A 14689-nucleotide genomic window follows, 5' to 3' on the forward strand; every position below is an offset into this window, starting at 1 on the left:
TGTACCGGGGGTCGAGCACAGCGAGCCTATCGACAACCCGGCGCACCACCGTTAGTTAGGCAAACCTAAATCGTAACCTGGCGGACACCTACACGGGTGGTTACCGCTTCGGCCCCGATACCCGTCGACACGATCGCCGATCCGCTCGTCAACAGCACGCGGTCGGCCTTCCTGAGGAAAGGCCGACCGCATGAAGTGGTTCACCGCAGGCGACGACCGCGATCATGCCCGTGAGATAGCTACGCCCGCAGCGCTATACGGCTTCTGCGGCCGAGTCCGGAACCCGCAACTGCGCCGCCGCGTCGACGCCCAGCCGGCGTTCGAAACCTTCCGGGATCACGATATCCGAGCGGTCCAGGTCGGTGACCTTGGTCTTGCGCAGCCCCAGCAGCGCGGAATCGATACCGCCGCGCATCAGGTCCAGCACGTTCTCGACGCCGGCCTGCCCGTTGGCGGCCAGACCCCACAGGTAGGCGCGGCCGATCATGACCGCCCGCGCACCGAGCGCAACAGCCTTGACGACATCGCTACCGCGCCGGATACCGCCGTCGAGCAGGACTTCGATCTCATGCCCCACCGCATCGGCCACGACGGGCAGCGCCCGGATCGACGCCGGAGTGCCGTCCAGGTTGTTACCGCCGTGGTTGGACACCGAGATGGCCGCGACACCGGCATCGACGGCACGGCGGGCGTCGTCCACGCGCATCACACCTTTGAGCATCACGGGCCCGTCCCATTGTTCGCAGACCCAGGCCACATCGGACCAGTCCGGGGCGGTGGTGCCCATCCATTCGCCGTAGGCGCCGAAAAAGCCGGGAGCGGGCGCGTCGCCGAGCGCCATGTTGGGGGCGGTGAGGTCGGGCAGGGAACCCGAACGCAGGTAGGTGGTCAGCCAGCGCGGTTTGACGATCACCTGCGGCGCGAAACTCGCCATGGTGCGCAGGTCCAGTTTTTCCGGGATGACCGGCGAACCCCAGTCGCGGCCCATCGAGAACGACCAGTCGAGAGTGAGGATCAACCCCACCGCACCGGCGGCCTTCGCCCGCGCCATCCGCGCGGAGATATCGTCCTTGCTGCCGCACCAGTAGAGCTGAAAGAAGGTCATCGGGTTCGCGGCGACGACCTCCTCCACGGGTTTGCTGGCGAAGGACGACAGCCCCATGGCGGTGCCCCGGGCGGCCGCGGCGCGCGCCACGGCGACCTCGCCGTCGGGGTGGACGGCCTGCACCCCGGTCGGCGAGATCAGGACCGGCATCGAGATCTGCTGACCCATCACGGTCGTGGACTGGTCGCGTTCACCGATCGGGCCGGCGACGTGCGGGGCGAAACCGAGTTCGGTGAACGCGGCCTGGTTGTCGTCGATGGTCTGGCCGCGCTCCGACCCCGCGACGAGGGCGCCGTACACGGATTTCGGCAGCCGTTTCTTCGCTCGGCGGTGCGCCTCCGCGACGGTTTCGAACCACGGGTTCATGGTCGGATCCTTTCCTCTGGTTCCGGCCACCATTGCCGGACTCGATCGAACAACTGGTTGACGAGCTGGGTGAGCAACCGCTCCCCCTCGGCGGCGCCGGCGCCGGTGGGATCGCCGAGGACCCCGTTGGCGCTTACGGCACGCACCCCACCGGCGCGCAACTGTGGCAGCACCTCCGAAAGGGGACGGGTGTCGCCGGGGCGGGCGCGATCGGCGCGGACACGGTCCGGTGAAAGAGCGAGTTGCAGTGAGGTTTCGGTGCGGCCGGCATGGGCGTCGCCGGAGTAGCGCGGCAGGAACAGCCGGGTATCGCGGGATTCGCTGCGCAACAGGGTTACCGCCCGGCGCAGCGGTTCCACATTTCCGCCGTGTCCGTTGACCAGCACGATCCGCTCGAAGGTATCGGTGGCCGACCGGCACAGTTCGACGATCAGCAGTTCCAGCGCGGCCTGCCCGATGGAGAGCGTGCCCGGGAAACCGCTGTGCTCACCGCTGGCGCCGTACGCGACGGCCGGGGCGACCACCACGTCACGGCGGCGGCCGGCCAGTCCCGCGCACAGCGCGGCGGCCAGGTCGGTGTCGGTGGACAAGGGCAGGTGAGGGCCGTGCTGCTCGGTGGATCCCACGGGCACCACGAGCAGCGCCCCGCTGTTGCCGAGGTCACCCGCCTCCGGCCATGTGAGGTCCGCCACGAACATGCCGCCGACATTAACGTCAGCGACTGACAAAATCAATAGGGACGTATTTCCGGTGCATGGTGGCCCGGCGACCGCGGTGCATCGTTCAGAATCTTCCTGTGACGGCACAGCATCCCCGGGGGCGCCCCCGGGGTACCACCAAACGCGAACTCGAACTGATCGCCATGCGACTGTTCAGCGAACAAGGATTCGACGAGACGACGGTCGAGCAGATCGCGGCGGCAGCGGGGATCAGCGGGCGCACCTTCTTCCGCTACTTCCCCGGCAAGGCCGAAGTGCTGTGGTACTCGTTCGACGACGAGGTCGCCGGATTACGCGCCGCGTTCGCCACCGTCACACCGGACGAGCCGATGATGGCGGCGGTCCGGCGGGTGGTGGTGAACGCCAACCGCTACCGCGCCGAGGATGTCGCGGAACTGCGGACCCGCATGAAACTGGTGGCCGAGGTCCCCGCCCTGGCCGCCACGGCCGGCGCCCATTACGACGCCTGGGAACGTGCGGTGGGCGAGTTCGCGGCGTCCCGGCTCGGTGAACCGGCAGATTCACTGATCCCCATGGCGGTGGGCCGCACCACCCTCGCCGCAGCCCGTGCCGCCTTCGACGCGTGGGTCGCCGGCGCCGATGCCGACCTGACCGTTTATCTCGATCGCGCACTGGTGGCCTTGGAACACGGTTTCGCCGTATCGGGGGCGTTCCCGGTCACAACCGGCGAGTAAACCGGACCGGCAGGTTTCACCGGCATAGGAGCACGGGTATGACTAGGCTCGGTATCGGCAAGACCGCCGAAGTCATTACGATGTACCGGACCGCCGTCGAAAGGGGCACAAGTTACATGTCCGAGGTGTCCATGGGCCTTTCGGCGGACTCATTGGCCGAGGTATCCGTCGACAAACTGCTGCCGCAGTTGGTCGAGCATCTGCGCCAGAACCGCACCGCACTACGCGAGGAATGGGCGCGGCGTATCACCGAGGCACGGTTGCTCACCGCCATGACGCCCGACGAGGTCTTCTCCGAGGCGACGTCGGTGTACGACAACTATGTCGAGGTGCTGGAAACCGGCAGCGTCGAAGCGTTGCAGGCCTACGCGCGTGACCTGTCCGAACGCATCATCCCGAGAGGCGTCGAAACCGACGAGGTCCTCGGTATGGTGCTGCTGCTGCGCGATGTCCTCGCGCGCTCCCTGTTCGAGAAGTACCAGTCGAACTTCGACCTGCTCAACGCCGTCCTCGACGCCTACGAACCGGCCGCGAATCGTATCGCGAACACCGTGGCCATCTCGTTCGTCCAGGAACGCGAGCGCGTTATCCGGCAGCAGCAGGAGGCCATCCGCGAGCTGTCCACCCCGGTGCTGCAGGTTCGCGAACAGCTGCTGATCCTGCCGATAATCGGCGTGCTCGACAGTCAGCGTGCCCGCCAGCTCACCGAACAGCTGCTGCGGGCCATCCGGGACAACCGAGCCAAGGTGGTCGTCATCGATATCACCGGTGTGCCCGATATCGACTCCACGGTGGCCAACCACCTGGTGCAGACCGTGGACGCCTCCGGGCTCATGGGCGCGAGCGTCATCATGACCGGTCTGTCCTCGGAGATCGCGCTGACCCTGGTGACCATCGGATTGGATCTGTCGAAGATGAACGCGGTCGGCGATCTGCAGGGCGGTATCGAAGAAGCGGAACGGTTACTGGGCTACGAAGTGTCCAGAGTGACCGAGCGCAGCGAACGCGATTCGCGCTGACGGAATCGATATGCCAGTACCTATCCTCAAACAGGGCACATATCTGATCGCATCCGTCCAGTCCGCGCTGACCGATGCCGATACCGAGCGACTACAGGACGACCTGATGAAGCAGGTCAGCAAGTACCGCGCGCAGGGCATCATCGTCGACGTCACGGCGATCGACGTGATGGATTCCTTCGCCGCCCGATCACTGCGCACCATCGCGCATATGACGCAGTTACGCGGCGCCGAGACCGTGATCGTCGGTCTCCAGCCCGAGGTCGCCTTCGCCATGGTGCAGCTCGGCCTCACCTTCGAGGATATGCACACTGCGCTGGACCTCGAGGAGGGCTTGGCTTGGCTGAACCGGAAATCCTCGGCCCGGCACCAGCATCGAGATGGTCGTGACAGTGGCCGCTGATCGGGTGGTAATCGCGGTGAAGATGTCGAACGACATCGTGACCGCACGTCAGGCCGGGCGTGAGCTGGCCGAGGAACTCGGCTTCACGCTCACCGACCGGACCATGATCTCCACGGCGATCTCCGAGGTCGCCCGGAATATCACCAGTTACGCCGGCAGCGGAGAGATCCGCCTGCAGGTGGCCGAGCGCGACGGACGTCGCGCTCTTGTGGTTCAGGCCAAGGACCAGGGGCCGGGCATCATCGATATCCCGCGCGCCATGGAAGACGGGTACTCCACGGGCCGGGGCCTCGGTTTGGGCCTGCCGGGCGCCAAACGACTGATGGACGGGATGTCCATCGAATCCGCACCCAATCAGGGCACGTTGGTGGAGATGTGGAAGTGGGTACCCCAGGGTGCATGAGGACGGTTTCATCGGCCGGATCGAATGGGCCGTGGCCGGCCGCGCTCTCCCCGGACAGGATGTATCCGGGGACCGTTGCGTGGTCCTGGACACCGGTACCGGCTCCGTACTTTTCGCGGTACTCGACGGCCTCGGCCACGGCACGGCGGCGGCCGCCGCGGTCGAGCGCGCCGCCCGGGTTCTCGGCGAGAACCGTACCGAACCCCTGGATGTCCTGATGGCGCTGTGCCATCGGGCGATGTCGGATACCCGCGGCGCGGCAGTGACGCTGGCACTGTTCAGCGCGCAGGAAGCGCAGTGGCTCGGCGTCGGAAATGTGGATTCCCAGGTGGTGACCGTCGGCCCCACCGGACCGCAGGTCAGCGCCACCGTTTTGCAGAGCGGCGGGATCGTCGGCTACCGGCTGCCGTCGAACCTGCAGCCGCAAAGGGTTCCGGTGCGCCCGGGTGATCTGCTGCTGATGTCCACCGACGGAGTGGTGGTCGAACCGGCCGCGGGTATCGACCTGGCCGCGTCGACGGCAGATATCGCCCGTGAGCTCGTGGACCGGCATGCCAAGGACACCGACGACGCCCTGGTGCTCGCTGCCCGGGCCCGCGGTGTCGCCCACGACCCCGCGCCCGGACACGAAGCGTCATGACCCGCCGGGGCAGGATATGAGCGAGATCCTGACGGCGTTCCTCGACACCTACGCCGATGCCCTACGGCGTCATCTCGCCGCGCCCGAACGCGACGGGCTGGCCGAGGCGCACGAACTAGGCCGGCGCGCGCTCGTGGAGGGGATCAGTCTCCTCGACCTCACCGAGCACCACTTCCGGGTGGCGAAACAGGTGCAGCTGGAAGCGGACGCGCAGGAAACTGCTGCCACCGGGGCCGCCCGCGCCGACAGCCCGCTGGCCGAGAACGCGCTCGAATTCCTGTTGCAGACCTTGATCACCCTCGATGTGGCCACCCGCGGCTACCTCGACGGCACTCGCCGCTACGAACAGCAGCGTTCCCGTGCCGACGATCTCGCCGGACGTGACGAATTCCGTACGGCCCTGGTGGAATCGCTACAGGACGGTTTCTTCGTCGCCGACGCCCGCGGCACGATCATCGAGGTCAACAAGGCGTTCGGTGAGCTCACCGGATACGGCGCGTGGGGCGTGCCCTACCCGATTCCGCATCCGTGGTCGATACCGGAGGGGCCGCGCTACCCCGATCTCGGGACCGAGGCATCCCGGTTCGTGGTGCCGATCCAGCATCGGGACGGCCGGCGCCGCTGGATCGGGGTGAGCACCAGCGCACTGGTGAAACCGGACGGCGAGGAACATATTTTCGTCGGTACCGTCCGCGATGTCACCGCCGAGCACGACGCCCAGGCCCGCGACCAGGCCGCCAACCGCCTCGCCACCGCTCTCGCCGCGGCGACCACGGTGGCCGAGGTGCTCGAGGTGGGGCTCGACGAACTGCGGCGTACGGTCGGCGCGGAAACCGCGGTGGTGGCCGTCTGGGCCGCACATCAGGCGCCGGAGGTGTACGTCTCCGGGACACCGCCCAGCGGGTCCGGGGAGGCGAGCGCCACCGGCCTCGAACCCGCCACCGAGGCCATTCTCAAACGCGCGCGCCTGCGCCCGGGGCGCACCCTCATCGCCGTCCCCGAGGGCGCGGGCAGCGCGGAGGGGATCGTGGCACCGCTGGGTGAAACAGGGGATGCCGCCCTCTGGTTGCGGTTCGCCGTACCGCGGGTGGTCGATGCCGCTGATTGGACACTGTTCTCGCTGCTCATCGGACATCTCAGTCTCGCCGTACAGCGAGCACGCAACTTCGACCAGGCCCGCTCGACCTCGCTGACCCTGCAGCGGGCCATGCTCGGCCCGATCGAACTCCCACCCCGCTTCTCGGTGCATTACGAGCCCGCGCTGCCGCCGCTCGAGATCGGCGGCGACTGGTATGACGTGGTGCCGCTACCGGACGGGACCATCGGGGTCGTGGTCGGTGACTGCGTGGGTCGCGGATTGTCCGCGGCCGTGGTGATGGGTCAGCTCCGTACCGCCGCCCGCGCACTGCTGTTACGCGGCGCCGGGCCGGCGCAGTTGCTCACCGAACTGGATCCGGTGGCCGCTCGTATCCCCGGCGCCTTGTGTACCACCGTCTGCGCGGCGGTCCTCGACCCGGTACGCGGGCTGGTCCGTTACAGCAATGCCGGGCATATGCCGCCCATCCTGGCCGATGTGGACAAAACCGGCCGGCTACTCGAGGGCGGCCGATCCGTTCCCCTGGCGACCTTCGAAACGCTGCGCCGCCCCGAGGCCACCACTCCCCTGCCACCGGGATCGACCCTGGTGTTGTTCACCGACGGGCTGGTGGAACGCCGCGGCGAGGATATCGACGAGGGTTTCACGAAGATTGCCGAAACTCTGGCCGATACCGCCGAGAAACTGCCGCGCGAGGTGGCCGATTCGGTACTTTCGGCCCTGCGGCCGGACGGCGGATACGACGACGATATCGCCATGGTGGTCTACCGCCAGCCCCCGGAACCGTTGAAACTGGACCTACCCGCCCGACCCGACCGGTTGACCATGCTGCGCCGTACCCTCACGGCCTGGCTGTCCGCGGCCGCGGTCCCGCACAACCTGACCGCCGATCTGGTCGCCGCGACCAACGAGGCATGCAGCAACAGCATCGAACACGCCTATCAGGACGGCGCCGCGGATACCGAGCGGGTGGTGATCACGGCCGAATGCGCCGGTGACCGGGTGGTCATCGAAACCACCGATACCGGGACATGGCGGCCCCGCCCCGCGGACCCCGGCCCGCGAGGCCGGGGAATCGATATGATGCGGGCACTCACCGAGGAACTCGAGATCGACCACCCGGGTCCCGGCACCCGGGTTCGGATGTCGGTAACCCTGCCGGCGATCACGTTCCCGGTGGCCAGCGCCCTGCGCGGAACGAACAACCGTTCCCGCGGGGGTACGATGCAGCGAGATCGAGAGGCCCATGGCAGATTGTGATGATGTGACGAACTCTTCCCCGGACGCGAACCCACTGACGGATACCATGACGACTTCGGTCGCCGACCACGACGACGTCACCGTGCTCACGGTGACCGGCGAGGTAGATCTCGCCACGGCACCCGCCCTGGAGACCGCGATCGACGCGGCACTCGACGCCGGTACGGACCATCTGGTCATCGACCTCGCGGCCGTGAGCTTCCTGGCTTCGGCCGGGATGGCCGTTCTGGTCGCCGCACATCAGCGCGCCGGGGACAAAACCACCATCGCTCTGGTCGCCGAGGGCCCGGCTACCAGCCGTCAACTCAAGATGACGGCACTGGACCAGGTCTTCGACCTGCATTCCACCCTCGACGACGCGCTCGCGAGCGCCCGGAGGGCCTGACCCCCACCGACGCTCCGGCGACCCACCCGGCACGACGACGGGCGGCCGCCGGGGGGTGCGGCACCCCGATTCCCGTCACCGGCGATTCGAATCTCCTCCCTTTCGTCGCCGCCGCGACAGGACAGGGTCCGCGCATCCCGGGATGCGCGGACCACAGCATCCCGAATTCGGGCGAAACCTGCACGGCCCGCTTTCGCGGTCACGCCCGGACAGCCGAGCGAAGTTCCACAGAGATGTCGAGTCGGCGATATGCCGGAGCTTTCCGGTACACCGGATCGCCTTGCCAGCCCGTCAACCGACCGAGCCGGCCAGCCGTTCGCGGGGCGGAGTTGGCCGGGCCCGAATCGACCGGGCCCGACTCTGTGGACTCTCCCGACTGCCCAAATCGGCGATACGGCGGAACTCGTGGGCTCCTCGGTCTGCCGTTCCCCGCCGAGACCGGACCGCGGGCCTCGGCTCGCTTCACCGTCCCGGGCCTCAGGGCCATGGCGCCGCGGACAGGCCCAGCCACGCCGAATATCCCCCCTGACCGCCATGCCGATCTGCCGTACCACCTGCGGCCGCCGAGGTTCATCGCCACCGCAACCGGCGATACGGACAGCATGCCCGGAAAAGCATTCCAGCCGGGCGCAGGAGGTCGTCGTCCGCCTTACGTATCCGGCTGGGCTCAGCACGTCAGTCGCAGAGGGTGCGGAGCTGTTCGATCAGCGCGACCCGGTCGGCCGGCGTGGCCGCCAGCGGCGCGACATTGAGGACGGTGACGCCGGCTTCGGCGAAGGCGGCGATACGTTCCTTGACGTATCCGGCCGGGCCGATCAGCGAGACATCCCGGACCAGCTGGTCGGGGACGACCTGGGTCGCCTCGTCCTTCTTCCCCGCGAGGTACAGCTCTTGGATACGGTCGGCCTCGGCGCCGTAGCCGTACTTGGTGGCGAGGGTGTGGTAGAAGTTCTTGCCTTTGGCGCCCATACCACCGATGTAGAGCGCGAGCATGGGTTTGACGAACTCCAGGAGCGGCTCCACGTTCTCGCCGATCGCCAGCGCGGGGCCGGCGTAGACGTCGAGCGGGCCGAGTTCGGGGTCGCGTTTCTGTGCGCCCGCGCGCAGGGCGTCACCGAAGACGGCGTCGGCACGTTCGGGCAGGAAGAAGATCGGCTGCCAGCCTTCGGCTACTTCCGCGGCCAGGGCGACATTCTTCGGGCCGAGCGCGGCCAGCAGCACCGGGATACGTTCGCGGACAGGATGGTTGATCAGTTTCAACGGCTTGCCGAGCCCGGTACCGGCGCCTTCGGGAAGCGGGATCTGATAGTACTTGCCCTGGTAGGTGAGCCGTTCGCGGCGCCATACCTTGCGGCAGATCTCGATCAGCTCGCGGGTACGCCCGATCGGCGCATCGTAGGGGACGCCATGGAAACCCTCGATGACCTGCGGACCGGAAGCGCCCAGGCCGAGCACGAAACGACCGTCGGAAACGAAATCGAGCCCGGCCGCGGTCATCGCGGTCAGCGTGGGCGTGCGGGTGTAGAGCTGCATGATTCCCGAGGCCAGTTGCAGCCGGGAGGTTTTGGCTGCCAGGTAGCCCAGGGCGCTCACCGCGTCGAACGAGTACGCCTCGGGGACGAACACGATATCCAGGCCGGCCCGTTCCAAATCGGCCACTTCGGCCGCGGCTTCCGTGAAGCCGCCCGAATAGTTGATGCTCAATCCGATCCGCATGCCCTCAACATAAACCCGGCTACGGGGTGGCCCGGCACCGGCCACGCCGGGGAACGCGGTAGGTTGAGGGCAGTAAGCCCGTGCGCAGTGCAGCTAACTTCGAGCTACCGTGTCGAGAAAGGCCTGATCGTGTCGCAGCCCACCCAATCGCACCAACCCACCGAAGCCGGTTTCGGCGGGTCGCCGATCGGCGACTACCTGGGCGAACTCGCGGCGAAGGTGCCCGCACCGGGCGGCGGCGCGGTCGCCGCACTACATGCGGCCCAGGGTGCGGCACTGGTCGCCATGGTTGCGCGGTACACCACCCGAGCCAAGGACGCGGAGCACCGGCCGGTCGTCGACCGGATCATCGAGGCGGCCGACGCGGCCCGTGAGCGCGCGCTCGCTCTCGCCGACGCCGACGCCGCGGCCTTCACCGCGGTAGGAGCGGCCTACAAGCTGCCCAAGGAATCCGAGAGCGAGAAGGCCGAGCGGGGCGCCGCGATCGAGGCGGCACTGCTCGAGGCCGCCCGGGTCCCGGCGGCCGTGGTCGAGGCGGCCGACGGTGTACTGGCCCTCGCAGCCGAATTGCTGCCGATCGGAAACCCGAATGTAGTCACCGATATCGGCGCTGCGGGAGCGGCCGCACGGGCCGCCGCGGTGACCTCACAACTGAATATCGAGATCAATCTGGGTTCACTTCCGGCCGCGCGCGCCGCGGCATTCACCGAGGTCCTCGGCCGGATTTCGGAAATCACCGCACGCGCGGATTCGCTACACCAGGAAGTGCTCCATACGGTCCGTACCTGAAACGCGTGCACATATCCGCACGCGCGAATTAACCAGGTATATGCCGAACTGGGATTATTCGAGATATCAGCAGCAAGACAGGTACGCGTAGAATGGGCGGCGTTCGGAGATATTCACAGCGCTCCACCGCTCGACCCAGGCACCATCGGCTAGACCGGCCGGCGGAGTTCCGGTGGCCGGGAACTGTTTGCTCCAGCTCGACGAGTGCAGGAGGTAACGGTGAGGATCGGGTACACATCGACGCCGGTAGCGGCGGAAGTCTCTGAGCCGGGAATCGATGTCATCACCGAACACGGAGTCGTCTCCAATATCGCCGACTGTTCGGCGGATCCGGGCACTTTGACACCGGGCCAGGCCCGGCGCGCCCACGATATCCACAGACTCTGTTCTCCCGAATGTCTGGTCCGCAGACGCGCAGGCCTCACCCTGGCCATCGCCGCACCGCCGGACCGGCCTGCTTTCGGTATTTCGCCCGGCCGTTCGGTCCGTTACGGCGATTGATATTCCCGCGCGGCGGAGGCGAACAGCCCCGCATGCCGCGCTTCATTCTGCCCGCCGGGATATTTCGGCGTGCTTTCGATAGCTCCACGCGCTCCCAACGAATGGTTCGTGATCAGCTCCACCCATTGGCCGGGCGGCGCTCGACAACTGTCGTGCGGCCACAAAACGAGGAGGAAAGTTGAGCACCATATTCACGAATTCGGAATCCGAATCGGATACTCCGGCGCGAAAACCCCGGCGCGCCCGCTTCGGCGGGGCCGGGCGTAACCACCCCTTGAACATCGTGCTGGTCGCGCCCCCGTATTTCGATGTGCCCCCAGCCGGTTACGGCGGCGTCGAGGCCGTGGTGGCCGAACTCGCCGACACTCTGGTCGCGCGCGGGCACCGGGTGACGCTATTGGGCGCCGGAAAGCCCGGTACGGAAGCAGAATTCGTACCGGTCTGGGAGACCACGCAGGCCGAACGGCTGGGCGACCCGTTCCCCGAAGTCGTCAACGCCCTGAAAGTGCGGCGCATGGTGGAGAAACTGGCCCGCTCGCGCCATATCGACATCATTCACGACCACACTTTCGCCGGCCCCCTGAACGCCCCCGCCTACGAGAACCTGGGCATCCCGACTGCGGTCACCGTGCACGGGCCGGTCGACAACGATATGTGGGAGTACTACGGAGCTCTCGACGAGCACACCCGTCTGGTGGCGATCAGTGATCGGCAGCGGGAGCTCGCGCCGAGTTTCAACTGGATCGGCCGGGTGCACAACGCTTTGCGCCCGAGCGAGTGGCCGTTCCGCACCGAGAAGCAGGACTACGCCCTGTTCCTCGGCCGTTACGCCCCGTACAAGGGACCGCAGCTGGCCTTGCGGGCCGCACACGAGGCCGGGATCAAACTCGTCCTGGCCGGTAAGTGCAACGAGCCGCCGGAGAAGGCGTTCTTCGCCAAGGAAATCGAGCCGCTGCTCACCGACAACGACCACATCTTCGGGGAAGCCGATGCGGTCGCCAAACGCGAACTACTGGCCGGTGCGCGCTGCCTGCTGTTCCCGATCCGCTGGGAAGAGCCCTTCGGCATCGTGATGATCGAGGCCATGGCCTGCGGAACCCCGGTGGTGGCGTTGCGTGGCGGTGCGGTGGAGGAGGTGATCGAGGACGGAGTCACCGGCATCATCTGCGATCATCCGGACGAATTACCCGCCGCCATCGCGAAAGCGAGCGAACTGGATCCGCACGCCTGCCGCCGCCGCGTCGAAGATTATTTCGGGGTGGATCAGCTCGGTGCGGGCTACGAGGCCGCCTATTACCGCATACTCGATGCATGGGACGAGGCCCACAGCAGGGGCCAGGCACTGTCCGCCGTCGGTATGCGCCGCACCGCGGTACCCGCGATCCGCGCCGACGCCGGCACGACACCGGTATGGAGTAGGGCATGAATGCAACGCCGAGTATTCTCAACTCCGGCCAGCCCGCCGCCATCAATGGCGGCGGGGGGACGGTCACCCTGGTCGAGGCAAGCACTTTCTGCCTGTCGGACCCACTCGGCGATATCCATTCCGGCACTTCGCAAGGACTGTTCTACCGCGATGCGCGGGTGATCTCGCGCTGGGAACTGCGCCTGGACGGCCAGCCCGCCGAACATCTCACGGTACTCACGCCGGAGGCGTTCAAGGGCCGGTTCATCCTGCGTAAACCCCCACGGGCCGGGGTCGCCGACAGTACAGTGCTGGTGGTCCGCCGCCGGCTCATCGGCAACGGGCTCAAAGAGGCCATCTCCGTACACAACCTCGGACACGAGGACACGGCGATGACCATCACCCTGTTCGTCGACTCCGACTTCGCGGATCTGTTCGCGGTGAAGGAGGGTCGTAATCACGGCGGCGGCGCCGAACACAACGCTGTCGACGGCGATCTGCATCTGACCGACCACAACGAACCCGGCCGCGGCCTGACCGTCACCGCCACCGGCGGGGCGGTCATGCTGCCCGGCACCATCACCTGGCAGGTGGTGGTGCCGGCGCGGGGCCGCTGGGATACCGAAATCCTGGCCCAGCCCGTGGTCTCGCACCGCAGGGTGCAGATGGCTTTCGGTGACGACGAGGACAGCCCGATCAGCCGGCTGAAGGCGTGGCGGGCTACCGCCACCGATCTCACCGCCACCGATCCGTCGTTGTCCGATGTCCTGCAACGCACCGAGAGCGATCTGGGCGCCCTGCGTATCGACGGCAGTACCGACGGCGCACCGGCCTATGTGGCAGCGGGCGCACCCTGGTTCATGGCGCTGTTCGGCCGGGACAGTCTGCTCACCTCCTGGATGGCGCTGCCCCTGGATTCGGCGCTCGCGGTCGGCACCCTGCGGCGGCTGGCGGATCTACAGGGCACGAAAGTCAATCCGATCACCGAGGAGGAGCCGGGGCGCATCATGCACGAGATGCGGCACGGCCCGGCCAGCGGACAGGTCCTCGGCGGCACCGTGTACTACGGGTCGGTCGACGCCACACCGCTGTTCGTCATGCTGCTGGCCGAATGCTGGCGCTGGGGCGCCGGAGACGCGGTGGTACGCGAACTGCTCCCGGCAGCGGACGCGGCGCTGGCCTGGATCGACGAATACGGTGACAGCGACGGCGACGGGTTCGTCGAATACCGTCGCAAAACCGACCGCGGATTGAGCAACCAAGGCTGGAAGGACAGCTTCGACGCGATCAACGACGCGACCGGTCATCTGGCCGAACCGTCCATCGCGCTGTGCGAGGTCCAGGGCTATGTGTACGCCGCGCGCCGGGCCCGCGCCCAGCTCGCCGAGTACTTCGGCGATACGGGCACCGCGGAACGTCTGCGCGAACAGGCCGAAACGCTCAAGGCACAGTTCGACGAGGCCTTCTGGGTCGCCAAGAACGGCTGGTACGCGGTAGCTCTGGACGGCCAGAAGAACCAGGTCGACGCCCTGACCAGTAACGCCGCGCAATGCCTGTGGACGGGTATCGTTTCCGACGAACGGGCCGCCGAGCTGATCGAACGGCTCGCCGATGCGGCCATGGACAGCGGTTTCGGGCTGCGCACCCTGGCCTCCTCGATGGGCGCCTTCAATCCGATGAGCTATCACAACGGCTCGGTGTGGCCGCACGACACCGCCATCGCCGTGGCCGGACTGTTGCGGTATCGGCATATTCCGGGTGCGAGTGAACTGGCCGAACGACTCACCACCGGACTGCTCGACGCGGCCGGTGAATTCGGCGGACGGTTACCCGAATTGTTCTGTGGTTTCGCCCGGACCGATTTCCGTTCACCGGTCCCCTACCCCACCTCCTGCTCTCCGCAGGCCTGGGCCAGCGCCGCCCCGCTGCTGCTGGTGCGCTCCTTCCTGGGGCTGTCCCCGTGTGCGCCGACGCGCACCCTGCGGGTGACCCCGCAACTTCCGCGGGAATGGGGCAAAGTCGGGCTGACCGACCTGCGGCTGGGTCCGGCCACGGTGAGCATTCATGCCGAAGGCTCCACCATGCATGTCCACGGGCTACCCGATGACTGGAAACTTGTCACCGAATAGCAATCGCCCGGTGTGTCTACATCGCAAACAGGTGCCGGGACGATATCCTGGCTGGTTT

Annotated in this window: 14 protein-coding genes; 11 read left to right on the forward strand and 3 right to left on the reverse strand. The window is 67.2% G+C overall.

Features of this window, described 5'->3' with window-relative positions:
- Window positions 1-253: 253 nt before the first annotated feature.
- Together mftD and mftE are read right to left on the reverse strand one after the other, a co-directional pair.
- A complete protein-coding gene (gene mftD / locus NFL01S_RS10255; RefSeq protein ID WP_062973872.1) occupies window positions 254-1471 on the reverse strand; it encodes a pre-mycofactocin synthase MftD in 1218 nt (405 codons plus the stop codon).
- Window positions 1468-2169, reverse strand: a complete 702-nt coding sequence (mftE, locus tag NFL01S_RS10260) for a mycofactocin biosynthesis peptidyl-dipeptidase MftE (protein WP_062973873.1) — start codon at window positions 2167-2169, stop codon at window positions 1468-1470. The genes mftD and mftE overlap by 4 nt, the downstream gene beginning before the upstream one ends.
- Before the next feature lie 98 nt (window positions 2170-2267).
- On the opposite strand from mftE, the gene mftR reads away from it, so the two are divergent.
- The 7 genes from mftR (at window position 2268) to NFL01S_RS10295 (ending at window position 8091) form a co-directional block, all read left to right on the forward strand.
- Entirely contained in the window at window positions 2268-2885 is a 618-nt protein-coding gene (mftR, locus tag NFL01S_RS10265) for a mycofactocin system transcriptional regulator MftR (RefSeq protein WP_062973875.1), read from the forward strand.
- Between the two features lie 116 nt (window positions 2886-3001).
- Window positions 3002-3904 carry an STAS domain-containing protein gene (locus tag NFL01S_RS10270; protein ID WP_033241695.1) on the forward strand — a complete coding sequence of 301 codons (903 nt, stop codon included), beginning with the start codon at window positions 3002-3004 and terminating at the stop codon, window positions 3902-3904.
- Window positions 3905-3914: 10 nt separating this feature from the next.
- On the forward strand, window positions 3915-4307 hold the full coding sequence (locus NFL01S_RS10275; protein ID WP_033241694.1) for an STAS domain-containing protein: 393 nt from the start codon (window positions 3915-3917) through the stop codon (window positions 4305-4307).
- Window positions 4297-4710 carry an anti-sigma regulatory factor gene (locus tag NFL01S_RS10280; protein ID WP_033241693.1) on the forward strand — a complete coding sequence of 138 codons (414 nt, stop codon included), beginning with the start codon at window positions 4297-4299 and terminating at the stop codon, window positions 4708-4710. Before NFL01S_RS10275 ends, NFL01S_RS10280 begins: the two co-directional genes overlap by 11 nt.
- Window positions 4703-5350 carry a SpoIIE family protein phosphatase gene (locus tag NFL01S_RS10285; protein WP_062973877.1) on the forward strand — a complete coding sequence of 216 codons (648 nt, stop codon included), beginning with the start codon at window positions 4703-4705 and terminating at the stop codon, window positions 5348-5350. Before NFL01S_RS10280 ends, NFL01S_RS10285 begins: the two co-directional genes overlap by 8 nt.
- 16 nt (window positions 5351-5366) lie before the next feature.
- The gene (locus NFL01S_RS10290) at window positions 5367-7706 is read left to right on the forward strand and encodes a SpoIIE family protein phosphatase (RefSeq protein WP_062973879.1); all 2340 of its coding nucleotides are present in this window, start codon (window positions 5367-5369) and stop codon (window positions 7704-7706) included.
- A gap of 46 nt (window positions 7707-7752) precedes the next feature.
- Complete coding sequence (locus NFL01S_RS10295; RefSeq protein ID WP_062974157.1) at window positions 7753-8091, forward strand: STAS domain-containing protein; 339 nt, start codon at window positions 7753-7755, stop codon at window positions 8089-8091.
- A gap of 675 nt (window positions 8092-8766) precedes the next feature.
- Here the strand turns inward: NFL01S_RS10295 and NFL01S_RS10300 are convergent.
- Entirely contained in the window at window positions 8767-9807 is a 1041-nt protein-coding gene (locus NFL01S_RS10300; RefSeq protein ID WP_062973881.1) for an LLM class F420-dependent oxidoreductase, read from the reverse strand.
- A gap of 129 nt (window positions 9808-9936) precedes the next feature.
- Here NFL01S_RS10300 and NFL01S_RS10305 point away from each other — a divergent pair, with 129 nt between their 5' ends.
- The 4 genes from NFL01S_RS10305 (at window position 9937) to NFL01S_RS10320 (ending at window position 14631) form a co-directional block, all read left to right on the forward strand.
- A complete protein-coding gene (locus tag NFL01S_RS10305; RefSeq protein ID WP_062974159.1) occupies window positions 9937-10596 on the forward strand; it encodes a cyclodeaminase/cyclohydrolase family protein in 660 nt (219 codons plus the stop codon).
- A gap of 219 nt (window positions 10597-10815) precedes the next feature.
- Window positions 10816-11097 carry a hypothetical protein gene (locus NFL01S_RS10310; protein WP_157116436.1) on the forward strand — a complete coding sequence of 94 codons (282 nt, stop codon included), beginning with the start codon at window positions 10816-10818 and terminating at the stop codon, window positions 11095-11097.
- 274 nt (window positions 11098-11371) lie between these two features.
- Complete coding sequence (locus NFL01S_RS10315) at window positions 11372-12523, forward strand: glycosyltransferase family 4 protein (protein ID WP_245670620.1); 1152 nt, start codon at window positions 11372-11374, stop codon at window positions 12521-12523.
- On the forward strand, window positions 12520-14631 hold the full coding sequence (locus NFL01S_RS10320; protein ID WP_033241687.1) for an amylo-alpha-1,6-glucosidase: 2112 nt from the start codon (window positions 12520-12522) through the stop codon (window positions 14629-14631). The genes NFL01S_RS10315 and NFL01S_RS10320 overlap by 4 nt, the downstream gene beginning before the upstream one ends.
- The last annotated feature ends 58 nt before the right edge of the window (window positions 14632-14689 follow it).

The organism is Nocardia flavorosea NBRC 108225, from assembly GCF_001613385.1.
Lineage (GTDB): Bacteria > Actinomycetota > Actinomycetes > Mycobacteriales > Mycobacteriaceae > Nocardia > Nocardia flavorosea.